Source organism: Chitinophaga pinensis DSM 2588 (assembly GCF_000024005.1).
GTDB classification, from domain to species: domain Bacteria; phylum Bacteroidota; class Bacteroidia; order Chitinophagales; family Chitinophagaceae; genus Chitinophaga; species Chitinophaga pinensis.
Map to the genome: position 1 here is coordinate 8,695,426 of NC_013132.1, position 26,741 is coordinate 8,722,166.

General features: G+C 45.5%; 19 protein-coding genes. 6 read left to right on the forward strand and 13 right to left on the reverse strand.

Annotated elements, in window-relative coordinates; all coding sequences use genetic code 11:
* The first annotated feature begins 5 nt into the window (after positions 1-5).
* A complete protein-coding gene (locus tag CPIN_RS34375; protein ID WP_012794505.1) occupies positions 6-761 on the forward strand; it encodes an SDR family NAD(P)-dependent oxidoreductase in 756 nt (251 codons plus the stop codon).
* A gap of 394 nt (positions 762-1,155) precedes the next feature.
* On the opposite strand, the gene CPIN_RS34380 is transcribed toward CPIN_RS34375, so the two are convergent.
* The 5 genes from CPIN_RS34380 to ruvA form a co-directional block, all read right to left on the reverse strand.
* Entirely contained in the window at positions 1,156-2,367 is a 1,212-nt protein-coding gene (locus CPIN_RS34380; protein WP_012794507.1) for a sialidase family protein, read from the reverse strand.
* 99 nt (positions 2,368-2,466) lie between these two features.
* On the reverse strand, positions 2,467-4,740 hold the full coding sequence (locus CPIN_RS34385) for a TonB-dependent receptor (protein WP_012794508.1): 2,274 nt from the start codon (positions 4,738-4,740) through the stop codon (positions 2,467-2,469).
* 237 nt (positions 4,741-4,977) lie between these two features.
* Entirely contained in the window at positions 4,978-5,340 is a 363-nt protein-coding gene (locus CPIN_RS34390; protein ID WP_148230693.1) for a hypothetical protein, read from the reverse strand.
* A 240-nt stretch (positions 5,341-5,580) separates the two neighbouring features.
* A complete protein-coding gene (sov, locus tag CPIN_RS34395; protein ID WP_012794510.1) occupies positions 5,581-12,846 on the reverse strand; it encodes a T9SS outer membrane translocon Sov/SprA in 7,266 nt (2,421 codons plus the stop codon).
* A gap of 38 nt (positions 12,847-12,884) precedes the next feature.
* On the reverse strand, positions 12,885-13,472 hold the full coding sequence (gene ruvA, locus CPIN_RS34400; RefSeq protein WP_012794511.1) for a Holliday junction branch migration protein RuvA: 588 nt from the start codon (positions 13,470-13,472) through the stop codon (positions 12,885-12,887).
* A 137-nt stretch (positions 13,473-13,609) separates the two neighbouring features.
* On the opposite strand from ruvA, the gene CPIN_RS34405 reads away from it, so the two are divergent.
* Complete coding sequence (locus CPIN_RS34405) at positions 13,610-14,608, forward strand: beta-ketoacyl-ACP synthase III (protein ID WP_012794512.1); 999 nt, start codon at positions 13,610-13,612, stop codon at positions 14,606-14,608.
* Between the two features lie 331 nt (positions 14,609-14,939).
* Here CPIN_RS34405 and CPIN_RS34410 read toward each other — a convergent pair whose 3' ends face one another.
* The 4 genes from CPIN_RS34410 to CPIN_RS34425 form a co-directional block, all read right to left on the reverse strand.
* Positions 14,940-16,814 carry a sensor histidine kinase gene (locus CPIN_RS34410; RefSeq protein WP_012794513.1) on the reverse strand — a complete coding sequence of 625 codons (1,875 nt, stop codon included), beginning with the start codon at positions 16,812-16,814 and terminating at the stop codon, positions 14,940-14,942.
* Positions 16,811-18,976, reverse strand: a complete 2,166-nt coding sequence (locus tag CPIN_RS34415; RefSeq protein ID WP_012794514.1) for an ATP-binding protein — start codon at positions 18,974-18,976, stop codon at positions 16,811-16,813. Before CPIN_RS34415 ends, CPIN_RS34410 begins: the two co-directional genes overlap by 4 nt.
* 102 nt (positions 18,977-19,078) lie before the next feature.
* Positions 19,079-19,774: an NUDIX hydrolase gene (locus tag CPIN_RS34420; protein WP_012794515.1), complete on the reverse strand. Its 696-nt coding sequence runs from the start codon at positions 19,772-19,774 to the stop codon at positions 19,079-19,081.
* A 45-nt stretch (positions 19,775-19,819) separates the two neighbouring features.
* Positions 19,820-20,314, reverse strand: a complete 495-nt coding sequence (locus tag CPIN_RS34425; protein WP_012794516.1) for a DinB family protein — start codon at positions 20,312-20,314, stop codon at positions 19,820-19,822.
* Between the two features lie 86 nt (positions 20,315-20,400).
* Here CPIN_RS34425 and CPIN_RS34430 point away from each other — a divergent pair, with 86 nt between their 5' ends.
* A complete protein-coding gene (locus CPIN_RS34430; RefSeq protein ID WP_012794517.1) occupies positions 20,401-20,865 on the forward strand; it encodes a GNAT family N-acetyltransferase in 465 nt (154 codons plus the stop codon).
* 99 nt (positions 20,866-20,964) lie between these two features.
* On the opposite strand, the gene fabD is transcribed toward CPIN_RS34430, so the two are convergent.
* Positions 20,965-21,858 carry an ACP S-malonyltransferase gene (gene fabD, locus CPIN_RS34435; RefSeq protein WP_012794518.1) on the reverse strand — a complete coding sequence of 298 codons (894 nt, stop codon included), beginning with the start codon at positions 21,856-21,858 and terminating at the stop codon, positions 20,965-20,967.
* Between the two features lie 229 nt (positions 21,859-22,087).
* Between fabD and CPIN_RS34445 the strand changes: the two genes are divergently transcribed.
* A complete protein-coding gene (locus CPIN_RS34445) occupies positions 22,088-22,534 on the forward strand; it encodes a hypothetical protein (protein WP_012794519.1) in 447 nt (148 codons plus the stop codon).
* 70 nt (positions 22,535-22,604) lie between these two features.
* Here the strand turns inward: CPIN_RS34445 and folE are convergent, their stop codons facing one another.
* Both folE and CPIN_RS34455 read right to left on the reverse strand, forming a co-directional pair.
* On the reverse strand, positions 22,605-23,192 hold the full coding sequence (folE, locus tag CPIN_RS34450) for a GTP cyclohydrolase I FolE (RefSeq protein WP_012794520.1): 588 nt from the start codon (positions 23,190-23,192) through the stop codon (positions 22,605-22,607).
* Between the two features lie 74 nt (positions 23,193-23,266).
* The gene (locus CPIN_RS34455; protein ID WP_012794521.1) at positions 23,267-23,680 is read right to left on the reverse strand and encodes a 6-pyruvoyl trahydropterin synthase family protein; all 414 of its coding nucleotides are present in this window, start codon (positions 23,678-23,680) and stop codon (positions 23,267-23,269) included.
* 79 nt (positions 23,681-23,759) lie between these two features.
* On the opposite strand from CPIN_RS34455, the gene mqnB reads away from it, so the two are divergent.
* Both mqnB and CPIN_RS34465 read left to right on the forward strand, forming a co-directional pair.
* Positions 23,760-24,410 (forward strand): futalosine hydrolase, encoded by a 651-nt coding sequence (mqnB, locus tag CPIN_RS34460; protein WP_012794522.1) that lies wholly within the window; start codon positions 23,760-23,762, stop codon positions 24,408-24,410.
* Positions 24,401-25,186, forward strand: a complete 786-nt coding sequence (locus tag CPIN_RS34465) for a 1,4-dihydroxy-6-naphtoate synthase (protein ID WP_012794523.1) — start codon at positions 24,401-24,403, stop codon at positions 25,184-25,186. The genes mqnB and CPIN_RS34465 overlap by 10 nt, the downstream gene beginning before the upstream one ends.
* Before the next feature lie 109 nt (positions 25,187-25,295).
* Here the strand turns inward: CPIN_RS34465 and CPIN_RS34470 are convergent, their stop codons facing one another.
* A complete protein-coding gene (locus CPIN_RS34470) occupies positions 25,296-26,600 on the reverse strand; it encodes a cryptochrome/photolyase family protein (RefSeq protein WP_012794524.1) in 1,305 nt (434 codons plus the stop codon).
* Positions 26,601-26,741 lie beyond the last annotated feature (141 nt).

The following is a 26,741-nucleotide window of genomic DNA, read 5'->3' on the forward strand; positions in this document are numbered from 1 at the left end:
GATTTATGGCAATAGTTCTAGTGACCGGAGCTACCTCAGGCTTTGGTGAAGCATGCGCAAAGAAGTTCGCAGCGAACGGTTATGATGTGATTATCACCGGAAGAAGACAGGAAAGATTAACAGCATTACAACAGCAATTGCAGCAGGAACATAAGGTTGCCGTATTGCCACTTTGTTTTGATGTGAGAGAACAAAAGGCTGTCAGCGATATACTGGGCAACATCCCGGAACAATGGAAAGCCGTCGATATCCTGATCAACAATGCCGGACTCGCACTCGGATTCAGCTCCATTGAAGACGGCGATCTCTCTGACTGGGATACCATGATCGATACCAACGTAAAAGGACTCCTCTACGTATCCAGAGTCGTAATGCCCTGGATGAAACAAAGACGTACCGGACATATCATCAACCTCGGCTCCACTGCCGCCAAACAGGTGTATGCCAAAGGACACGTATACTGTGCCACCAAAGCTGCGGTAGATTCCATCTCCCAGGGGATGCGTATCGACCTGCTTCCTTATCGTGTCAAGGTGACAGCCGTGCATCCGGGGGCTGCTGAAACAGAATTTTCAGAAGTACGTTTCAAAGGAGACAAAGACAAGGCAGATAACGTCTATAAAGGCTTCCAGCCATTGACAGGACAGGATGTAGCCGATACCATCTACTACTGCGCTACCCTGCCGCCACATGTATGTATCAACGATCTGGTGATCACCTGCCTGCAACAGGCCAATGCTTATTACTTCGATAAAGAGTAAAAAAACATAATATAACACGTAAATGTGATTTCATATACAATACATTGTTTTTAAATTTGAAACTATTAACGTATATGAGGACTATTGTGATGTGATGTATGTAGGGTGCGGAATACCTCCGGACGGAGGTGACTAACTATGACCGTTTTTTAATGCTTTTTTTAATGCCGACTATCTATCCTAAAAAACCATATCCCTATGCTTACATTTGCAACACTGTATTTGTTGCGCCTCTACTATCCAAGATGGAAAGCAGAGTGGCGCTTTTACTCCGACAGATCTAAAAGAAATAATTACGGTCGCTGGGTTACTCGCCAGGACGTGAATTGGGGCTTTTAGTACTGAAAATGAAATCGAATTAAATCCCGCCGGTGCATGCCGGCGGGATTTTTATTTACTCTCTTATCAACATACAACGTACTTCCTGCAATTCTCCCACACGTTGTGTATAGGCCATCAACGCAGTGCCTTTATCCACACTCCTGATCACCGGAAAAGTAGCATATGCTGAATCAGATGTGAGCAGTCCCGTATTCAGTACTTTCCCCGCGCCATCTCTCCACTGAAACCCCACACGGCTGTTGAACGTATTATTAGGCAGCTTCACCGGTTCATCCCAGACGATCAGTACCTTGTCATCCGGTAATGCGGTGATCTGCGGATGTTTGGCCATCGGAGCGGAACTGACTTTCTGCTTCCTGGAATAGGTTTGTCCGTTGTCGGCTGACTGACAATAATAAACTCCTTCTCCACCGCCCATCGTAAACCAGGCAAAGTGCATCCCCTCATTATTCTTCACCATGGCAGGTCCGGTGTGCGGACAACCTCTCACCACCCAGTTATCTGCACTGATACGATTCATGTTGGAAAAGGTATTACCCCCATCCACCGATACCATATGCACCATATCCCTGATGGAATCATTGATGATATCCCGGAAAGCAATGTGAATACCACCCTTATCATCTGTATACAGATCCGTTCTGCAACACTGGCAAACCGTTTCTGCCAATGCTTTCTCTTTCCCGAATCCATTATGTCCATCCGTCACCGCAAAGTAGAGCGAAGAGCCTTCCGCATCTACCGACTTCCGGTTATCCAGCCAGATAGCTGCGGCCTCTCCACCAGGTAACAAAGCCACATCAAAATACCGTTGATCATAACTACCGGTATCCGTCACCAGCGGTGTTGCTGCCTGCCAGGTCTTCCCTCCGTTCAGAGAACGCGTATAAAACACCCTTCCTGCGTATTTATTCCGTGCATCGTCTTGTTCCACACCATAAATAGCGATCACCTCGCCATCGGGCTTAAAAACCATTTTAGGCATATTCTCCGCATGAGGTAATATACCATTCGCAGTAGCCACCTTCACAGGTGCTGAAAAACTACTCCCCTTATCCGTTGATACGGCGTAATACAAAGTACCGGTATCTGCCCCCTTTGCTGTTTCTACCCAACTGATGACAGTACGTCCGTCAGTAGTCGTTGTGATAAACGGACAGGAAGCATCCTGCGTAATATGCGACAACAACTGCTCTTTGCTGTTTCCACTGTTACAGGCAACTGCACACATTGCCATCAAAACGATCCATCTGCTGATTCCCATCGTGATTGTGTTTTGTTGTTTGATCAATTAGGAATTGACAATTAAGAATTAAGAATTACAATGCAGCGGAGATAATTCTTAATTCCTAATTCCTAATTCCTAATTCCTAAAAGTATATCCGAAACCAATATTGAAAGTACGTTTAGGTCCCGGTCTGTATGTCGTACTGTAAGTAGTTCTTTCCGTGGTAGTAGAATAAATAGCATCTCCCGCATTTCGGCAGTTCACCCAACAATCAAATTGTCTCCAGCTATACCCTGTACGGAAATTCAACAGATCATATCCCCCATAGACACCTGTATTGCGTGGATCCATGTAATAACTGCCTACATGCTGCCATTCTCCTGCAAGACGAAATCCATTCAGAAAACGGGGCTTCCAGGTGATCTCTGTATTCGTAATTACTTTCGGTGCACCCGCCATTTTATTATCATTATAACTCACCCCTTTTTCCACATACTCATTAAAGAAGTGCTCTGCGTATTGTCCGCTGCAACGGATCCAGACAGATGGCAAAGGCGCATAACGCACATTCCATTCAATACCTCTGTGTGTCGTACGACCCGTATTACGATTTTCATAAGATCCATCATCCAGTTTTACACTGATGATTTCATTTGTTCCCTGCATATCATACACACCGATATCCACATATCCTTTATCATTTGCAAAACCAAACCAGCCGCCTGCTTCATAGTTGCGATAAGTAGCTGGTTTCAGTACAGGTACTTTCACTCCTCTGTATAACTCAGAGATATTCGGTGGCGCAAAACCCACACTGTAATTTGCATACATACCACGATTTTGTCCGAAGTCATAAGTCAATCCCAGCTTTGGCGTCAGCTTATTGAAATGATTGGTTTCATCCGGTGCACCGGTAAATGCAGATGGTGCAAGATGATTGTCAAAATCATAATCCATCCGGTCGTAACGTACCGCTGCCACTAATTTCAGACGACTTACCAACTCCATATCAAATTGTGCATAAGCGGCGGTATTCAGTAAACCAACATTGTAATCTGTCAATACAGAATCGGTTGTTTTGTAACTTCTGAAATAACCGGCAGCATCCTTTGTGACGTCGATAAATTCAGCGTAATAGGTCGCCGGACTATAATCAGCACTCAAACCAGCAATGATAGAAGCATGTTTCCAGGCAAACTGTTTTTTATGCTGAATGATCAGCGCATAACTATTGAAACTGTCATCATTGATCTCACCTGCCGCCTTCAGCGGATCTGAAAGATTTTTTAGTGCATAGAAAGGATTTTGTTCAATGGTATTATTGCGGAAGAAGGCAGTCACCGTCGTCTTGTTAGTATTGTTCCAGTTTTGTTCCAGCGTACTTCTGTAACGTAATGCATTGACCTTACGATAAGAGAAGGTCTGAAAATTGCGATAATCTTTTGCATAGAAATGTGCGCTATCCAATCCACCTACCTGATCTGTATAATAATCGATCAGCGTCATTGAGTTAATCCATTTGGTACGATCGCTGATCTGATAATCTGCTCTTACGGTCAGGGCCAGTTTATGAAAATCACTATGATCCATATAACCATTCCGCTGATCGGCATAATAACCGCCAACAACAATACCCAGTTTATTAAATGTACTGGAAGCACTGAAGTCCGTACGTTTATATCCACGATCACTGATCTCTGCCTGTACCCTTGCCATCGGTTTTAACGAAGGAGCCGCGGTAATAAAGTTCACCGCGCCACCTACCGCTTCACTACCATACAGCGATGATGCAGGTCCTCTTACAACTTCGATATTGCGCAATGCCGCCATATTTATTTCAATCAGCGCATTGTGATTGAAATCGCCGGTAGTACGGATGGGAATACCGTCTTCCATATATAGAAACAAACTCTTATAACCGATAGGCTGACGGATGGCCATCGTGTGTTGTTCATTGCCGAGATCCACCATATATACGCCACTCACCTTATTCATTAATTGTTCCAGTGAAGTGGCTTTGGTATCTCTCATTTCCTGGGTGGAAATGGTGCTGATCGCAATAGGTGCATCAGTGCGTGATTGCTTATCGCGGCTGCTGGTTACAATGATCTCATTCAGACTGGCAGTAGCCGGTGTCAGTGAAATGATAGCAGAAGATTGCGAAGACAATGTCAGCTTCCTCGTCTGATAACCGACAAACGATACTTTCACAGAATCATCGGCACGGCCCCGTTGTAAAAAGAAGCGGCCACGTGCGTCTGTCTGACAACCTTTATCAGCGTGCAGTAACTGCACAGTTACACCCGGCAGCACCTCTCCTGTCTGCGCATCCACCACGCTGCCCTGCACCTGCGCGTGTGAATGCATAAAGAATAATACGCCCGTTATTATCAGTAATAAATGTTTCATGATCACAATAAGTTCCTGCCCTGATGATCAGGCATAGCGATGCCGGGACAGCTGACAACACATCACTGCCGGTACGCAACTGCCCTTGATCACAGGCAATAGCTGTTGATTAGTAAATAAGGATGGATACAAAAATGAGGCATGGCACAGCATAAGCAATGACATCACTCATAACAAAACACATCAGATCGGATGCGGAAATATCCGCGTAATAAATGCAATGAAAAGAAATAGCTGTTAAGCCTGGGGTGGATGGAAAAAGGAGAATAACGGGGTATGTATTGCAGGATCCTGATAATAAACAAAGAGATCTGTTGACGGCGCAATAGGCGCAAAATTAAATTCCAGCAAAGCATCGATGTAAGTTACTTCATACTTCTCTTTACCGGTACTGCCGTTCTGCTGTTGCTGCTCGTCCTGTTTGAGTTGCTTTCTCAGATAACATTTACCATTACAATGCATGTCAGGTTTATCCCTGTTCTCACACAATACGCTGGCAATGTACGCCTGGTCTATCTTATACTTCACCATAATCACCAACTGACTGAAGTTTTGCAACAACAGCCCGAACAATACGGTTATGGCGAAAAGATATCTCACGCTGCAAAAGTATGTCAATAGATGAGGAATTGCAAATGATATATGTCATTAGCGTTATGGCAAAAAAAATACCACCTCTTAAAACAAACCATTCCCTCCGCTTCCGATGCCTGGAACGCTGCCAAACCTACCCCATTCGTAGCGAATAATACAATCCTTTAAAATGCAAAAGCCTGATCTCAGCGATCAGGCTTTTGCTATAGCTTAATTCTTAATTGTTAATTCCTAATTCTTAATTGCCTACTGTGCTAGCATAAATCGCAACGTCAATCCTCCTCTCGTATTCGTAATCGGATAAGCCGTCGAAATAACCGGTATCGTTTGTCTGCGGTCATAGAAGAAACGCAGGTTCAGACGGTTGTTCACCACATAGTCAATAGACGGTGATATACCAATTACCTTCTGGCCACTCGTCGGTATTACCAGGTCTGCATCCAGCCTGTTGTTCACCGTACGGTCATCACGGAAGCTCATATCCAGCCGGAAGTTCATATCATTCTGTACCTTCTTGCCATCCTTCTGTGTGCCGAGGAATGCAAACTGCACATTACGTAAACGATAGCTACCACCCAGTGTCAGTTCGGTAGAACGTAACTCTGTCAGCTGGTAGTCGATCAGACTGAGACTCAGTGAACGACTCTTCTTGAATTCCACACGCAGGTTCAGACTACTTATAAAGGTCACATCTATACCCAGTAATGGTGCAAACTGCTCCGTCATTGTCAGGTTCGGAATCAGGAAGTAAGGGATGTAGTTACCGGATACAGTATCCACAAATCCCGGATAACCCGCCAGACGAGGATCCTCATACAACATCGCAGTATTATAAGAACTCATACTAAGCGTACCTACATAAGCATGTGTCAGCGATACGTTGGTGAAGAGTGATTTGAAAGGTTCCAGTTTCGTCAGACCATTATACGCCACACGCCAGTTAGGACGTGGTATATAGTTGCTGAATGGATTGCTGCGCACATTGGACAAACCTGCACTTCTCAGTAATCCGATCTTATCAGGATCTTTTCCGGTGTAAGCCGCCAGGAAAGCCGGTACCAGTACATCCTGTGCATAACGGCCATAACCATAACGATACAGCGGATCTTTTGGATTATCTACCGGTACGCCAGGGTCTCTGTTGTACGGGTTCTGTGCAGCCAGACGATTAGAAATATTAAGACGATAACGCTGGAAGTCATTGAACGTTTTGGTAGTACCTGTTTCATTGTCAATACCTCCGAAGATCGTTTTTACCGCTACATAAGAGATCTCAAATCCACCTGCATCATACGGACTTAAATGCTGGAAGCCCAGACTATCATTCACGTTCACATTTTTGAACAGTTCCGTATGTGTTTTGCTGAATGATTTGGTCAGACTCAGGTCAATACGCAGGTCATTAACAGGTTCCAGTTGCGCCTGTAATTGCCAACGCTGTGTAAACTGTTGTTGATACTGAATATTGAAAGTAGTATCCGGTGTGATCAGACCTTTCTTCGCAAAATTGTCCAGCCATGCCTTCGTAGGCTGCATACCAAATACGAACGGTACACCCGGATTCCAGCTCGCCCAGTTCATACCCAGGATCTTCGTACTGTCAATATAACCTGGTAAGCGGGTACCTCCGTTTTCAGAGTAATCCAGACTCACACGTTTTAATGACAGTAATGGTTTCATCACCGCTTTCAGAATTGGTGAGACTTCTACGCTCTTCTCCTGTTTGACCGGTTGCTTATTCTGACCAGGAGCACCCGGTCGGGTATTAGTCGCCGGTTGCGGTCGCTTTTTCTGTTGCGTACCTGTAATGGCTCGCAGGAAAGGTGACTTACTATACAGTTCCGCAAACTTAAACTCTGCCATCACCGTTTTCTGGTTGGAGTTCTCGATCGCATTACCCAGGTATTTCGCCAGCAGCGAAGCACCCGTCCAGCGGTAATCTGTTGAATAACCGATCGCAATACTTGTCCAGCTCAGCGCAGGTATTTTAGACGTAGGTAATGTATATGTGATGTTAGCTGTATGATAGTAGTTGGTCGTTCTGCCTAATTTGAAGAAGTTACCCCATACGCTGTCTTTCTTCTCTTTTGAGTTCAGACGCCCCTGTGGTTCATCGATACGTGCGTTATTCACCGCGTTGAAGTCGATGGTCAGACTACGTGACAGATCCCATTTCAAACCATAATACCGGTCAAACGTGAAGTACTTGTTGTACGTCTCCGGCAGTTTATAGTTGGAGTCATCCCCTCCTACGTTACGGATACGGGTGGCGCCAAACTGGCGGGTCACATCTATCCGGAAACTGATCAATGACGGGATGTAGTTAAAGTTGAAATCACGGATCAGATCCAGCCATGGCGTTTTGGTCTTGAACAACTTCTTGAACGGCGTAATGAACTTACTCTGTCCGGTGAAGGTATAACCCAGACCAGCACGGTGCTTGGTCAGTTCGTCACTTTCGATAATCGGGTTGCGGCTGGTTGTCTGTGTATAAGAATAACTGATGTCAAAGTTTTCGATATCCCACAACCTGTTATGTTTTCTGTTCAGATTGAGGCGACGTACGTTGGTAAAGTTCAAACTCTTGATAGCGGTGAAGTCCTGTGCCGCTTTACGGATAGAGTCACGCTCATAATCACTCCGCGCCATTCTCAGCTTATCCTTCAGTTTGATATCCAGGTCATATGGATCATACTCAGGTGTACTTACAGCCTGTGAATAACCAGCATATACCGGGATAGACAGACCTGTTTTCTTAGGCAGCAGTTTACCCAGATCGAGGTTAGCCGCCGCATCGTATTGCAGGTAGTTATCACGGAAACGTTCGTTTACACGCTGATCAAGATTACCAAAACCTGCGGTGTGCATATTACCGGATACACTGACAGTACCCAGATCGGCCAGCTGTACATCCACACGGCCCATACCGGCATAACCGCCTTTTTCATCCAGACCTGACAGGCGCAGCTCATTGAACCATACCTCACCACATCTTGGCAAACCGTCATCTTTCGGGTTGGTCACACCCAACATGATGGTTCTTACATCACCCAGGTTCGGATTACCTACCACACTCATGTAGTTACCCAGTTCATCTGTTTCAACATATGGTACCTGCGGAGAACAGTTGTCACACTGGTTGCGCTTCTGTTTGAGTACAGTCAGTTTGCTCATTAACAGATTTACGTCATTCACTTCCGGCCATACTTCCGTCGGACTTGCCGTATTCCATGGTGTTACTTTCAGTGGAATCTGGTATTCGTAATAGTTTTCCACAAAGTCGCTACCCATACGGATGACAGCGCGGAGCTGACCATCTTTCAGTGAGTTAGGATCAGTCATTGCTTCCGCGTGCAGATACATCTGCAGGGTTTTGTACTGACGGAGGTCCATGCTCAGGTTTTTCGAAACACCACGGGTATCGCCATCATTCAGATCGCATACCTGAATGGACATTGCCTGCTCGTTCAGTTGCAATACAGTACTGTTGGTACTGAGTGTATTCTGACGAACTACTCCCGGAGGCAACACATAGTTGATTGGCTTACGCGAAGAGTTTTCTTCAATGTTTACAGCAGAAGTATTGAAAACGGTATTGTCATCATTCGGGATAGGATCGCCTGGCTGCAGTTTATAATTATACTGACGCCATTGGTTACGCACCAGTTGCAGTTTAGCGAAACGTACCACTACTGAATCTTCAAATCCTGTCAGGAACATACGCATGAAACGGATGGATTTGAAATCAGGAATGCTACCTACCTTTTTATCAAAGTTGTTGATCGGAATTTTAAACTGATACCAGTTTTCCAGTTTCTTTGGTCCACCATTCGCCGGCGTTACTTCCGTTGTGATCTTATCCACAATGTAGTTAGTGCCTACACCCATTTTCGGACGGAGGTTCACACGGTACTGGAAGTATTCTTCTGTTTCATTCAGGGTGTTATCCCTGTTCAGGTCTTCTGACTCCGGAATGTTGGTAGCCGCAGATGAGTAGATGCTGTTACCGGTAGAAACAGGAGAGTTGCCTTCCGGGTTGCTGAAACGTTTATAACGTTGGAGGATACCGGCCTTCTCTCTATTATATAAGTCATCCCTGTAGTGACGATAGTCATCGTTAGATGGGTCAGCAATGGCCTGTTGATAAACAGGAGAAGTCGGTCCGAAGTTAGCCGCCAGTCTGTCCAGATAAGATTGACGGAATGCCACCTCATCACCACTCTGTAAACCATCATAACCCACGTCCTGATAACGGCGGATTTCCGGATCGTTGTCAAATGCCTGGGTGATCTGCTGCTGGAATTTAGGAATACGTCCCCATACGGAAGAATCTGTTTTATTACGATCCGTATTCGGATTTGGTAATCCGTTTTCGAAGAACTTACGGGAATCTTTCAGGATATCCTCAGATACGTTACCAAGGTTAAAATATAACTGACCACCCGTGCTGGTTGTATCCGTCAGGAACGGATCCTGGATCCAGAACTCAATAAACTCAACGTTCTGTGTCTGGAAATCACTGTTATCAATCGCACGCATGATACCTGCCCATTTCTTTTTAGGATTCAGGAGGCGTCCTGCTGCCGTGATACTGTCTCTGCCCGCAGTAAAGTTATATGGACCTCTCTCTTCAGGATAATATGCCAGGTCAAGGGTGCTCAACTGGCTCTGTCCGAAGTCGGTAGAACGATTAGCGAAAACTTCTTTCTGATACACCAGACGTACACGTGGATCTGACTGTTCCAGCTCTGTAATACCATCCGGCAGGGATGGTGATTTCGGTATCTGGAGCGTAGGCTCAATAATATACCAGGCCAGTTTCGCCCTGTTGGCACCATAGCTCAGCTGATCATTTCTGTCTGCTTCCGGGAAGAGGATCACCCCGTTACTATCAGAAGCTTCCTTAGGTGTAGATGCCAGTGCCCAGGAAGTAGCCGGGAACTTCAGGTCATATCCACTCTGGGATCCCTCAAAGTCATCGATGAAGATCTGTCCCTGATTACTACCTGCCGCATTTACCAGTTTACTGTGACCAGGGAACAACTTGGCCACCTCACCGGTGAACATGATGTTGGAGGGTGTATTACTCTGGTAGTTAGGCAGTTTATTGAGGAAGCGGGTCAATCCTTTCCACTCTGAGTTATAGTTCGCATCGAGACCTACTACGGTGTTCTTGATCGGATCTTCTCCGTAGTTCACCTTCTGGTAATAAGGTCTTTCACTCATTCTGGCGATAGTCGATCCCAGCGTCAGTTTATCATTTACAACATAATCGAAGCGGGTACCGAAGTAGTTTCGGACCTGTGTACCAAACGCGGCATTGTTCTCAAACTGTACGTTGATTGCCACACCGGAGTTGAGTATACCGGCATTGATGATCTTGATACGGCCCAGGTTATAGTCGATGATATAGTCTACGTTCTCACGGAGCTGCTGGCCACCGGCTGTTACGGTAACAGATCCCGGAGGAATGTTATAACCACCCAGCTGTATTTCGGAAGAGTTACTGGATTTATAAGATCCTTTCAGGATATAGCGGTTCAGTTGCGGGAACTGTTGTGCGACTACCTTAATGGAGTCATACAATACCTTATACATATACTGTCGCTCCAGGGCGGCATTACCATTGAAGGCTTTCTGTATACCCTGAGCGAATGGTTCAAGCACCGGGAACATCACCCTGCCCGTCTGGGAGTTGATCGTATAACCTTCTACATAGTCAAACACACCATCCGGTTGCGGGTCATTCTGGTTATTTAACCGGTCCAGGCTCAGGATGGAAATGAGCGGTGCCCCTTCCCAGGAACCCTGTGCATCCGGCAGATAACGTTTATCACTTGGGGCACGGGTATCAGTACCAGGGTCTTTATAATATACGTCCAGTTTAAAGTCAGCCCTGTTCAGCTGATAAGCGCCTGTCGCATAGATGTTTTTCATCATCAGGTCCCAGATAGGGAGGTTCGGACGGGCAGAAGTAGCTTTCAGCAATTTCAGGAACAGGATACGCTGATTGGCACTATTGTTCTGATCAGGGGGAATATCCTGGGAGAACTCTCCCACAGTATGTACCTGACCATTATAAGTATATTGATAGGCAACGCCCAAAACTTCATCCGCCTGCAATTGCTGATTCAGCGTGATGAAGCCTAGTTGTCGGTTGATCGTATATTCTGTGGAGTCCAGCTTTCGGGCAAAGGTCTTCTCATATTCCTGTACTGCTTGTAGTCCGAGGTTCTGCAATCGGCTGACCACCGTTCCCGTATACCGGCTCATAGGGTCAGAAATTACTTTGGAGTAGAGATCATTCAGCTTGTTGTCAGTCAGCCTTGAGTTGGATAATACGTTGATTGAGGTATTGTAGGGCCGGTACTCACCAAGGTCCATCAAACCGACGATATCCCTGGTATTGGTGGTAGCACCTGTTTTATTGGTTACCCAGACTTCCACACGGTTCACATAAGCCAGGGAGCGGATCACCGGAAGGTTGCTCATGGCATAGTTGAAGGTATCGCGGAAGAACTGACCGAGCAGGAAGTGTCGGTTGTCCTCATATTCATCTGCCCGCAGGTTAAAGTCCTGTACCTGGGTACCACCTTTGATCATCAGGTTCTGTTTCTGGGACTTCTGGTTGGACAACACGCTGGTAACGGTCAGACGGCCAAATTGTAACTGGGTCTTGATACCGAAAAGGGATTGTACCCCTGAAATGAGCGAACTGCGCAGCGGAAAGCTCACGTTACCGGCCTCAATCTTTTTAATGATCTCGTCGTCGTAGCCGGTATATTCCAGTTTGATCTGGTTTTCGAAGTCGAAAGTCGACTGGGTATTATAGTTAGTGATCAGTTTCAGCTTGTCCCCTATTTTACCGGTCAGGTTCATATTGATGTTCATATCAAATGCGAAACCTCCCGTTTTACGGGCCTGTTCTGTCAACACGGGGTTTTTGATATTCTGGCCTTCATAACCAAAGGTCAGTTCCAGGCTACCCTGGGGCTTGATATCCACTTTATTACCACCAAAAATCCTGTCAAACAGCTTGCTGCCTTTATACAGTTCCGGTCCGTTACCCTTCTGGTTCAGTGAACCGAGAGTACTGGCACGTTTCATCCAGTAATCATCTTCGCTCTTTTTGGACTGGAGTTTGTAATATTCATCAAAACTGAGGTAAGTAGGGTTACGGTAATAGTGGTCGCCTATCTTTTCTGTGACTGTATATTGTTTGGTTACCGGGTCATAATCAACTGTACGGGATATACCTGCAGGATCTTTCAGATCTATCTGGTTTTTGACGGGATCAGTAATACCGGTCCCATACCGGTCCTTTATCGGGTACTTGAGTGTATCCTTTTTGACGGTATCCGCAGGTGTGGTATAATTATTGTCTGGTTGCCAGTAGTATCTGTTAGTATAGTTGTTATTATAACCTGAACGATTCCTTGCCGCAGTATCGAAAATAAACAAAGAAACAACTCCTATTACTGCAATAGCACCATAATATGTCTTTCTTGACAAGAGAAATAGGTTTTTATAGAGGTCAGGGTAATAAATGTTTATAGACCTTTCAGCGACTTTTTAATAAGCGCCTCAAGGTCGAGCAATAGTGGTTCAGCTTTAAGCACCTTGTTTATAGCCTGTTCGGCCACGTTTCTGGCTATTCCCAAAGTGACTAATGCATTTAACGCGTCTTCCTGAATTGTATTGTTTGGTGTTACAGATATTTGGTTGCCGATATCTTTTTGCTTCTTTACTTTATCCTTTAATTCCAGAATGACTCTCTTTGCCGTCTTGGCGCCGATTCCTTTTATGCTTTCCAGCATTTTTTCGTTCTCCATCGCGATAGCCCGCTGAATATCTTCTGGTTGAAGGGAAGATAACATCATCCGGGCAGTATTAGCTCCTATACCTGAGACACTTATCAGTAATAGAAACATCTGACGTTCCGCATCGTCAGCAAAACCGTATAAAGTATGCGCATCCTCTTTAATATGGAGATAGGTCAGCAATTTGCAGCTTTCCGATCCCTGTATGCGGGAATAGGTATTAAGACTGATCTGCACTTCGTATCCAACCCCTTGTACGTCAATATGTACCATGGCAGGGGATTTATAGGACAGTTTTCCGTTGAGGTAAGCAATCATACAGGAGTAGAATAGTTTCTAATATTCGGCAAACCTAGTAAAAATTTAGCAAGAACGGGGCAGTAACTAACGTTATACTTACATTTACAAATTCTTATGTATTTTTACGGCTCGTTTAAAACATCTATTTTATTAATATGAACAAAATAACGGCCGCTATTACAGCGGTAGGTGGTTATGTACCTGACTACGTGCTCACTAATAAGGAATTAGAGAAACTGGTAGATACAACAGACGAATGGATCATCACCCGTACCGGGATCACTGAAAGAAGAATTCTGAAGGGAGAACGTAAGGGGACCTCTGAGTTATGTGTACCGGTAGCGCAGGAAATATGCCGTAAAAGAGGGATCAGCCCGGAAGAAATTGACCTGCTGATCGTGGCCACCGTTACGCCGGATATGGTGTTTCCCGCCACTGCCAATATTGTAACTGATAAAATAGGTGCAAAAAATGCATTCGGTTTTGACATCAGCGCAGCCTGCTCCGGTTTCCTTTACGCCCTCGATACAGGCGCCCGCTTCATCGAAAGTGGCCGCTACAAGAAAGTAATGGTGATCGGCGCCGACAAAATGAGCTCTATTATTGATTATACAGACCGTACCACCTGCATCATCTTCGGTGATGGAGGCGCAGGTGTGCTGCTGGAACCAAACTATGAAGGTCTGGGTGTCGTAGACAGTATCCTGAAAAGCGACGGTCATGGTCGTGAATACCTGCACATGAAAGCAGGTGGTTCCGCACAGCCAGCCAGCATCGAAAGCGTTACCAACAGAGAACACTATGTATATCAGGAAGGCAAAATGGTGTTTAAATATGCTGTTGCTAACATGGCGGAAGCTGCTGCCGGCATCATGGAGCGTAATAACCTGACAGCAAATGATATCGCATGGCTGGTACCTCACCAGGCTAATAAACGTATCATTGATGCTACAGCTCAACGTATGGGTCTGCCGGAAGAAAAAGTGATGATGAACATCCAGCGCTATGGTAACACCACCGCCGGTACATTGCCGCTTTGCCTCTGGGATTACGAAAAGCACCTGAAGAAAGGCGATAACCTGGTACTGGCTGCATTTGGTGGTGGATTCACCTGGGGAGCGAGCTACCTGAAATGGGCTTACGATCCTAAATAAATTAAGAATTAGCAATTAAGAATTAAGAATTATGAAGGACAGGTGCTTCTACTATAGAAACGCCTGTCCTTTTATTTTTTATAAATATACGCCTTCCCTCCTCATTTATCTCCGCTGCATTCCAATTCTTAATTCTTAATTCTTAATTCTTAATTCCTAATTCTTAATTCCTAATTCTTAATTCCTAATTCTTAATTCTTAATTCTTAATTCTTAATTCTTAATTCTTAATTCTTAATTCTTAATTCTTAATTCTTAATTCTTAATTCTTAATTCTTAATTCTTAATTCTTAATTCTTAATTCTTAATTCTTAATTCTTAATTCCTAATTCCTAATTGAATCTCGGCAACCCATACCTCACCTCCATCCTTTTTCCCTCCACTTCCGCACCGATCTGCCCACCCATCTTATCCATAAAATCCTTACAGATCACCAGCGTTACCGACAGATCATCTCCCCTTCTGTATTCAAACAGATGTGCCGCCATAGCCGGGGTAAAATCATTCACTTCAAATGTAATACTGACCTTTACCAGCTCCTCTTCCACTGCATGGACCACCACCCTTCCTTTTCCTCCGGATAGCTTTGCTGCGCAATGCAACAGACTACGGTTGATGAACAACAGCATCTCCTGATCGCCCGCCAGACATAAACCCTCAGGGATATGCAGTGACACCTCCGGATGGTCAGTATGGTGTAAAGCCTGTTCAAACAGCTCACTAAGCTCGCAGGGGGCCGGACTATATACAAAACCTGATAACTGTGATCTGATCCAGCGCAGGATATTGTCAAAGATCACCAGCGTTTTCCTGGAAGATATCACCGCTTCGTCAATGATCTGCTGCATCTCCGCCTGCTCCATGTCTTTGTTGCGGAACAATGCCGATACCCGGATAATATCATTCAGCGGCCCCCGGAAATCCCGCGCCAGGATCGCAATCAGCTTATTTTTGAAGTCATCATGCACACTCAGCTGCTGGTTCTTTTCCGAAATCGCATCATTCATCTCACGCAACAAACGCTCCTGCTTACGCAGATTCTTGTAAGACCGGTAACGCGCCAATGTGAACCCCACCATCAGCAACAGGAAACCAGCCAGGAAACCGATCAGCTGCTGACGGTTTTTCCGCTTCAGAATGGTACGGGCAATCCTTTGCTCCTGCACCTTATTGCTCAGCTGCCATTCATTCAGCTCCTGTTCCTTCAGAAAATAATCCAGGTAGTTCATATGATTGCTGGACCGCAGCCGTAAGCGCCCCCGGACGATCTCCAGCAATGCCTTTCCATAATAAGCCTTCTTAGCCTCATTATTACTGTTCGCATAATGCCTGTACAGACCAATCACCGTCGGCAACATCATATTCAGATAGCCCGCCTGCACACCAATGGCAAAGGCCCGCTCTTTTGCCGGTACCGCATCCGCAGGATAACCATGCTGACGGTAGGTATCAATATGTTCCAGCAGGTCTATGGCCACTAAGATCAATCCATCTTTCAGCGCCCGCGCTGTGAGTTCATTAATACGCTGAACCGCCTTCGCACCCTCCCCTTCCTTCATCCACTCGTCTGCCTCAAAAGCCTGTATGTAGTAAATATCCCTGCTACCAGGGTATTTCCGGATGATCTCCTTTGACTTTTCCACCGCCCATTTCACAGAATCCCGGTGTGTACTGTCGTCCTGGAAACGGCTGGCATAATTGATCAGTACCAGACTATATATAGAATCCCGCGCCAGCGTTTTTCCCAGGTTCATGGCCTGATACAGATACTGGTCTGACTCCGGCTTCATACCTTCAAAGAAGTGATAAACGCTCAGGTTCATCAGCATCTGGCAGATGTTGGGCTGATCTTCCAGTTCCCGGTAAAGCAACAAAGCTTTAAACCCATATTCGATCGCCTGTGTCTGATTGTCTTTCAGGGCATAGAAAATACTGAGGTTGTTCAGTGCGCCTGCCAGTCCCCGGGTATCATTATGCCGGGTAGCAATGCCTCTCGCCTTTACCGCATACCAGAAACAACTGTCGATATTGCTCAGGTGATACTGCATACCCAGCTGATTCAGCACATCCGTATAGACAATGCTGTCAGTCTGTTGCGGCAGACTATTCCTCAGCTGACGGATCACTTTATCTTGTGCAGTCAGCCGCTCGCTGGTCAGCAGACCGGCAAACAGAAGGAAAATGATATGTAAATAGACACTTCTCAAATTTGTATGCTATTGCTGTCTTTTGCCAAAGGCAAAGTATAACTGAACGTACTGCCTTTTCCGGTGTTGTTCATTCCTCTTATAACACCGCCCATCTTATCCATAAAATCCTTACAGATAATGAGGGCCAGTCCCGCTCCTCCTTTGGATTTTCCACTACTTTTCTCGCGGTTACGGTATTCAAATAAATGCGGCAGCATCTCCGGATCCACTCCTCTCCCTTCATCCACCAAGGCTATCGTAACGAAGTCTCCCGTAACGGAAGACGTGATCTTTAATTCACTACCCGCAGGACTAAACTTGATCGCATTATGTAACAGGTTGCGATGTACAAACTGCAACATTTCCCTGTCCGCCAGTAAGGCTACTTCCTCGGGGATATCAACTGTCACCTGTAGTCTTTTCTCTGTAGCGTTATCCTTGAGTATTTCCAGGGCTTCCTGTATCATATCTGCCGGCTGACACACAACAGGCGTATACACAAACCCGCTCAGCTGCGACCTGATCCAGCGAAGGATGCTATCGAATATATGCAGGGTATGAGCGGACTTCGTCTCCAGCCTTCTGAACAGCGCAGTTGCCTCTTCAAAAGAAAGCGAATGGTCTTTCAGCAGATTGGTGATATCTATGATATGATTCAACGGTACCCGGAAATCATGTGCGATCAGCGAGATCAGTTTATTTTTAAAATCATCCTGTGTTTGCAACAGGGCATTTTTCTCACTGACTTCCCTGTTCTTTTCCCCCAGTCTGCTGGCATTCTCACGGGACCGACGGTGAGAGCGGTTAACGTCTGCAAGTAACAGGATGATCAGCACCAGCAATACGGTCAGGAAGATGATAACCGCATAGCGGTTGCGGCTCTCCATGGCCTTCTTATCAAGTATCTGCTGCTGATAGTCATGTTGCAGCTGTAAGGCCCGCAACTTCTTCTCCTGCATGTAATAATCGATGTAATCCAGTTCGCCCTGCGTTTTACTCTGTTCATCCTTTTCGATAATTTCCAGCATCATATTCGCATAGAGCTGTGCAGAATCTTCATCATGACGGGCGTCGTACCAGGTATATAACTTGGCCACAACAGGCAGTGCCAGTTCCCGGAAACCACCAATAGTAGCTAACCGGGCCATGTCCCGCTGCGCTGATATAGAGTCCGCAAGTTTGTTACGCGCCTTGTAAGAAGCCAGGTGAGAGTAGCCATACATCGCATGATAGATATACCCTTTTCTTTCCGCCTCATCGGTCAGTGCAGTCAGTCTGTCCAGGCCTTCAGTGATGTCCATTTTGGCATATATCAGTTCTTGCGCCTGCAGCATACCGGTATAAATGAGCAGGCGCTCATCTTCAGCCCTGGCAGCCAGCCGGCGGGCAGTAGCCAGTGCCTGGTAGGCACGTTTTTTATCAATGAAATCACTGCTACGGTTCGCGCGCAGATCATTGGCATAAATGAAGTAATAGTTCGCCAGGAGCATCCGCAGAATGGTATCATTTTTCAGACGATCGCTCATACCCATGGCCCGTTTCATATAACTGGCGGCTTCCTGGTACTGCTTCTCATACTGATAGTATACGCCGAGGTGCATACTTGTCTGACAGATCCCGGCACTATCGCCCAGCGATTTATAGAGGTTCAGCGCATCAATATAAAAACGAAAAGACAGGTAACTATTGTCCCTGTAGGCATAATAACTGCCCAGGCCGCGGTAGGCTGCCGCCTCTCCTCTTTTATATCCCTGACGCTGGGCAACCTCCCGGGCGCGGCAGAGGTAAAAGAAACAGGTATCTAACTGGCGATGCTGGTATTGCCCGGCCAGCTGATTCATGAGGTCGACATAGCGGGTGCTGTCAGTAGTGGTGAAGCTGGCGTCTTCCAGCTGACGGATGACGTTGACCTGTGCGAAAGCTTTTTCCTGCCGGATAAAACAGCCGGCAAGGGCGATCATGAGGCCAATTAATATGTGCAGCTTATAAGAAATGTACAATAAGATGTGATACGCTATCTCCCGATAGCTGCTAGCCAACGATGCCCAGGACCGGATCTGCGAAAGACCGATACCCATACGGGACAATTCCTGTTCACCAGTTGTTGTGATGTAATAATGTTTGTCATCAGGGCCATGCTTTATGATCCAAGCTTTTTCAATAAACGCTTCTACCAGCACTGTCCCAACTTAGCATCAATACGACCATCGCATAGTTCGGCCGGTTTGGGAAGCGCTGATTCCGGTTTTTTATGACTCAGCTTTTGCTGCTACAAGATACTGCTATATCTCAAAGACCAATCCCCTCTGCTTTAATTCTTCATATTTCTCTTTGTCAAAGCGGTATAGATGAGCGCCTTTTTTTGAGGTTGTTTTATCTTTTTCCTCCAGTTTTTCCAGCACATTCATCGAGAGGATTTTCTTACGGAAGTTCCTTTTATCCAGTTCTTTCTGATAGATCTCCTCATACAGACTACGCAGCTGTGAAAGGGTAAATTTCTCCGGTAACAGTTCAAATCCGATAGGATGGAAATGTGCGTTATCCCTGAGTTTTTTCAGCGCATCCGCGATCATCTGCCGGTGATCGAATATAAGATCTGGTATCTGGTGCAATTCCAGCCAATGCGCACTGAAATGCTGGGTAGGATTCTGCTCATGTTCACTGATGCGGATAAGGGCATAGTAAGCCATGGAAATTACCCTTGCGCCACTGTCACGGGTCACGTCGCCGTAACAGGACAGTTGGTCCATATAGATATTTTCGAGACCTGTTGTCTGTTTCAACACCCTTTCCGCAGCTTCATCCACGCTTTCACCATTCTGGAGGAAACCTCCCATCAGCGACCACTCACCTTGCATGGGGTCTACTTTTCGCTGCATGATCAGCAGTTTAAGTTTGCCGTTTTGGAATCCAAAAATAATACAGTCTACTGCTACCAGATGCCGAGGTACATTCGCGTAAAATGATTGAGCGTTCATTGAAATATTATTGTCTGCCTTTGTGCTGACCAGCAGTCAGGAGGCTTATTTTCTGCCTCTCGTAAACTCGCTGTAGTCAGTAACGGGAATTTTATTAATACCGGCCTGCCGTAACAGGGTTACAAGCTGACCGCGATGATACGTGGCATGATTGAACACCTGCATCAGTATTTCTATAACGGTTGATTTACAATATTGTTTCCGGGTATCGTAATAAGCCACCACGTGTTGCAGCCTGACGGGCTGTACCGCCTTGACCCAGTCTGCAAGCTTCACCGACTGTTCCTGCCAGCGGGCACAGGCATCTGTAAAGGAGCCTTCAAATGTGAGCGAGGGTTTAACCGCCTGTTCTACCAGATGTAAACGCTGGTACCACAAACTTTCCACATCCCACATATGGTAAACCGTCTTACGTAAGGTGCCGAAGCTGCTGCCTGTTTCCTGGTCCAGCTGTGTATCCGGTAGCTTTTTTAATACATCCGCTATCTTATTGTTAGCCCAAAGGTTATAAGCTGCATAGCTGAGCAGGATATCCTTCATGGATATAATTTTAGTTTACTATCTTCACCAAAATACCAAAAATATTGCACCTGCCACCAGTTGCAGACAAATAATCCTGAAGGATCATGGAAAAAATTACTATCAGGGACGTACGAAAAGAAGATTGTCCGAGGATCATGGAGCTCATCAGGGAGCTGGCTGTTTATGAAAAAGCACCTGAAGCTGTTACCGTTACATTCGAAGAATTCGAAGCTGCCGGATTTGGTGAAAATCCGGTATGGAAAGCCTTTGCCGCCGTTCATACAGACAATGGTCAGGAAACCATCGTCGGATTCGCCCTCTACTACATTCGCTACTCTACCTGGAAAGGTTGCCGTTTATACCTGGAAGACCTGGTTGTGACCGAAAGCTTCCGTGGAAAACGTATCGGCCATCTGCTGTTTGAAAGACTGTTCGAAGAGGTAAGGGAAAAGAAATTCAACGGTATGAACTGGCAGGTACTGGAATGGAATGAACCGGCGATTAAGTTCTACAAGAAGCATAATGCCTCATTCGATCCTGAATGGTGGAATGCCAGCATAGATTTATAAAGAATTAAGAATTATGAAATTAAGAATTAAGAATTATGTCCGCTGCCATCATCGCTGCATTGCAATTCTTAATTCTTAATTGTTAATTCCTAATTTATTTTAATTGATTCCGTTCACTACAGCATCCTTCTGGATCTTCACCACCAGACCCTGTAATACCTTACCCGGACCAACTTCTGTAAATGTTGTTGCACCATCAGCTACCATCGCCTGTACAGACTGTGTCCAGCGTACAGCGCCAGTCAGCTGATCGATCAGGTTCTGTTTGATCTCAGCAGGATCGTTTACCGCCTTAGCTACCACGTTCTGGTATACCGGGCAGGATGGCTGACTGAAAGTTGTCTTGTCAATAGCCGCTTTCAGCTCCTCTTTTGCAGGGGCCATCAGCGGAGAGTGGAATGCACCACCTACCGGCAGTACCAGCGCTCTTTTTGCACCAGCCGCCTTCATTTGCTCACAAGCGACCTCAATACCCTTGATAGAACCGGAAATTACCAGCTGACCAGGACAGTTGTAATTAGCCGCTACCACTACTTCTCCGGTTTCTGCGCTCACCGCAGCACTGATCTCTTCTACTTTCGCATCGTCCAGTGCCAGTACAGCCGCCATAGTGGATGGCTGCAGTTCGCAGGCTTTCTGCATGGCCGTAGCACGGATAAATACCAGGCGCAAAGCATCTTCAAATGTGAGGGTACCATTGGCTACCAGGGCGGAAAATTCACCCAGGGAGTGACCTGCTACCATGTCCGGCTGTGCAGCAGGTTCTGCGCACAGAAAAGCGATCACACTGTGCAGGAACACAGCAGGTTGTGTCACTTTGGTCTGTTTCAGGTCCTCTTCAGTACCGGTAAACATTACATCTGATATACGGAACCCTAATATCTCATTAGCTTTCTCAAAAAGTGCTTTTGCCTTTGGATTGCTATCGTACAGATTCTTGCCCATACCCGGGAACTGAGAACCCTGTCCTGGAAAAACGTAAGCGTGTTTCATCTGATTTGGTTTACAATAACCTGAACACCATATGCATTATTATTTATACATATATCTTGGTCATTGGATTGCAAATATTCATACTCTTTATGATATATCAAAATTCCGGGCTCAAAAGCAGCTATAATTAATATCGGTTCTGTAAATTGCATCTGCTTACCCCCACCATCCCTACTCCTGCACTGTTCGCTTATCATCTTAGGAAAAATGCTATTTAAAAAGGATTAAAATGACTGAGACCATGATTACAGGAAATGATTACAGCATTATTTCAAATAAAGGATTTGACGAGTTCTTTTCGTCTTTCGTTGATGATCTGAAAATAAACGACAGACAACTCATCGTCGAAGAAATAGCTGCTATTGAAGAAGAGGTCTATGAGTACTTTCTGGCAAAAGACAGACAGACTTACGACGATTATGAACAACACGGCTATGTCACCAACGAACACGGCGAAGGTTGCTTCAGTATTATCGCCAGAAGAGTCAATAACCTGGAGTACAAAATGGAGATCGTCAACAAAGCAGAAGAGGAAGTAGAAGAAGCCGTAGATCCATATCCTGCCGTACTCATACTGCACGATACCTGGAACTATACGCTGGTATTGCCCGCTGCGATCGAAGACAGTACCTATTGCCAGCTGATTTATGAAAAGGCGATCAGGGCATTGAAATAAGCGTCCTGCATAATAAGAAAAGCGCCCGACTACTGCCAGGCGCTCTTCCGTTTTTATTATAGCAAGAATGTTATTTCGTGATCAGCCGCATAAACTCATTCCTGGTCCTGCCATCTTCAAACTGACCAGAAAATGCCGAAGTAGTGGTAACGGAGTTCTGTTTCTGCACACCACGCATCATCATACAAAGATGTTGCGCTTCAATCACTACACCTACACCCAGCGGCTGCAATGTTTCCTGAATCGCGTCCAGTATCTGATGCGTCAGACGCTCCTGCACCTGCAATCTGCGGGCAAATACGTCTACCACACGCGCCAGTTTACTCAGACCGGTGATATATCCATTTGGTATATATGCAATATGTGCCTTACCAAAGAAAGGCAGCATATGATGCTCACATAAAGAATACAATTCTATATCCTTCACGATCACCATCTCGCTGTATGTTTCAGTAAATTTAGCACCCTCCAGGATCGCTTTCGCATCCATCTGATAGCCTTCAGTAAGAAACTGCATAGCTTTGGCCACACGCTCCGGCGTCTTCTGTAAGCCTTCTCTCTCTACATCTTCGCCCAATAACGCTATGCTGCTCTTGTAATGTTGAATAAGGTCGCTCGTTACCTTTTCATCATACGTTTCAATCTTATTATAAGCCATTTCTATAATTAACTTAATCTGATAATCAACATTTCTGAATGCCCGTGCAGGTATGAGATATTTGCTGATGCAACTTATTTTGCACCAAAATATTCCACGTAGATGCGGGGCGTCTCATATAACTTGATACAATGCAGTTCCACACCCTCAGGCAGATGTGGCGTTAACTGGTCCCAGATGCCAATCGCCAGATTTTCAGCAGAGGTAAACTTACCCACCATGAAATCCACGTCCATGTTCAGATTGCGGTGGTCTATTTTCTCTACAATAAAGTCCTTGATAAGAACGCCCAGCGTTTTTGCGTTGAAGACGAATCCGGTTTCCGGATCAGGTGTACCTTTTACGGTTACGTGTAATTCGTAATTATGACCGTGCCAGTTTTCATTAGCACATTTGCCAAACACCTCCTCGTTCTTTTCCTTACTCCAAGCGGGATTGGATAACTTATGCGCCGCATTGAAGTTCTCCACACGCGTTAAATAGATCATTATTAACTCGATATTTTTCGCAAAGTTACGATAATTCGATCATAGTCGATCGCTGCACCAAAAGCCCTACCTTTGCAACATGAAAATTTTGGTCATCGCTGCCACTCCCTTTGAAATCCAACCACTTATAGATCATCTGGCCGGTCGCCAATACCGGAATTGTCAGATAAGCACGCTCGTTTGCGGTATCGGTATGATGCACACTGCCTACCAGTTGGGCCGGCAGTTCGCTGTCAGCAAACCCGACCTGGTCATACAGGCAGGTATCGCAGGCTGCTTCGATCATTCATGGGAAATGGGAAAAGTAGTCGTCATTGACCGCGAACAGCTGGGTGACCTCGGCGTAGAAGACGATCAGGCATATAAAGATCTGTTTGATATACAGCTCTGGCAGCCGGATCAGCCTCCCTTCACCAACCGTCAGCTGATCAACACTTTCGATCGTGTACCGCATCTTCCCGAACTGCCAAAAGCATCAGGCGTTACCATTAACACCGTCAGCGGCAGCGAACGTACGCGTCAGGTGCTGCTCGATAAGTATGCACCGGAAGTTGAAAGCATGGAAGGCGCCGCTTTTCACTATGCCTGTCTGCTGGAAAAAATACCCTTCTTCCAGCTCCGCAGCATCTCCAACTATGTGGAGGTAAGAGATAAAAGCAAATGGAAAATACCATTAGCAATCCAGGTATTGAATGAAGCATTGATTAAATATTTTGAACGATGGAACTAACACTAGGATTCTCACCGTGCCCGAATGACACTTTCATTTTCGATGCGATGGTGAACAACAAAATTGACACTAAAGGCTTAACGTTCACAACACAACTGGAAGATGTTGAAACACTGAACAAATGGGCCATGCAGGGTAAACTGGCTATTACCAAACTGAGCTTCGGCGTTTATCAGAAGGTAAAAGATCAGTATGAACTCCTCAACAGCGGCAGCGCCCTTGGAAGAGGTTGCGGACCATTACTGATCGCCGGAAAAGATATTCCGCAGGAAGAAATCAAAAATTGTAAAATCGCTATCCCTGGCGAAAACACAACCGCCAATCTTCTTTTCTCTATCGCATTCCCTGAAGCGAAAAACAAAGAAGTACTGTTATTTTCAGACATCGAAAATGCCGTACTGGATGGCCGGGTAGATGCAGGCGTGATCATTCACGAAAACAGGTTCACCTATCAGCAGAGAGGTCTCGTAAAGATCATCGATCTGGGTGAGTACTGGGAAAGCACGACCGGTAGCCCTATTCCGCTGGGTGGTATCTTCATCCGCAAAGACATCCCTGCTGAGATCAGAGAACAGGTAGATCAGCTGATACACGATAGTCTGCAATACTCCTACCAACAATATCCGCAGTTATCTTCTTATGTCACCCGACATGCACAGGAAATGGATGAAAAAGTAATGCGTCAGCATATCGATCTCTATGTAAATGATTTCAGTCTCGGACTGGGTGAAGCAGGTAAAGCTGCGGTAGACAGACTCATGTCTGTATATGCGTAAACGTTAGTGTGATCACACGACATAAAAAAGAGTCCCACAGATGCTTATATCTATGGGACTCTTTTGCGTCTTAATGGTCTGTAAAGGCGGGCTTCTTATTACGTTGACCCTATGAAGCCAAAGCTGCTTTGTAAACTTCTAATACTCTCTTTCGCGCCTGCTCATGCACCACCATCGGTTTCACGTATGTCAGCTCCTCAAACTCAGGTACCCATTTCCTGATATATTCAAAATCAGGATCAAATCGCTGTGTTTGTAAAGTAGGATTGAACACACGGAAATAAGGCGCTGCATCGCAACCACAACCTGCTGCCCACTGCCAGTTACCATTGTTGGCAGCAAGGTCATAATCCAGGAGTTTTTTCGCGAAATAAGCTTCTCCCCAACGCCAGTCTATCAACAGGTGTTTTGTCAGAAAACTGGCCGTGATCATACGCACACGATTGTGCATAAAACCTGTAGTATTCAGTTCCCGCATACCGGCATCCACGATAGGATAACCCGTCTCACCATCACACCAGCGCTGGAATTCTTTTTCATTATTCCGCCATTGAATATTATCATATTCACGACGGAATGATTGTGTAACAACATGTGGAAAATGCCAGAGGATCATCTGAAAGAAATCACGCCATATCAGTTCTCCGAGAAAAGTTTCATTCAGCGTATTTGCACGCTCTGCTAAATCACGGATACTGATAGTACCAAAACGCAGATGTACACCCAGGTGCGAAGTACCCTCTATTCCCGGAATATCACGCGTTTTGTCGTAATTTTTGAGGATGTTGTCTTTTACATTCACCGGAGGAAAACCCCTGAATCCGGCCTGGAATCCAAGCGCGCGCAGACTAGGTATTTTCTTGGCTTTCTGTTTGTAAAAGTTCCTGAAGTACTTTTCAACAGGATAAGGTTTTAAGTAAAAATCAGTCAACAGGCTTTTCCATTTTTTACTGTAAGGTGTAAATACCGTGTATGGTTGTCCGTTATCTTTCAATACCTCTGAATGATCAAAAATGACATGATCTTTATAGAGATGAAAGTGGATGTTTTTTGCCTTCAGTATTTTCGCGATGTCACTATCGCGCTTTACTGCATAAGGCTCGTAATCGATGTTGGTAAACACTTCCTGAACATCGTACTCCCTGGTATAATGTTCAAACGCCTGCTGTGGCGTACCATAAAATACGTCCAGCGTACTGCCCAGTTTACTGAGCTTTTCCTGTAGATCTTCCAGTATATCGTGGATGAATGTTACACGTCTGTCGTGTTTATCATCCAGATCATTCAGAATATTGGTGTCAAACACAAACACCGGTACTACAGGATTCCCTGATTTCAACGCATGGTATAATGCTGCATGATCAAGCAGACGCAGGTCACGCCGCAACCAGCATAAATTTACAGTTGGAGGCATAAAGGTGGTTAGTTTTGCATTCACGTTAATTAGCTAGTAAGCAATCTCGGCACCAAGATAAATTGGAAAAATATAAAATAGTGTCGCTAAAAATGTGCCACTGCCATGCCGTTTCAGGCTTAAGTTGTATTTATGATAACA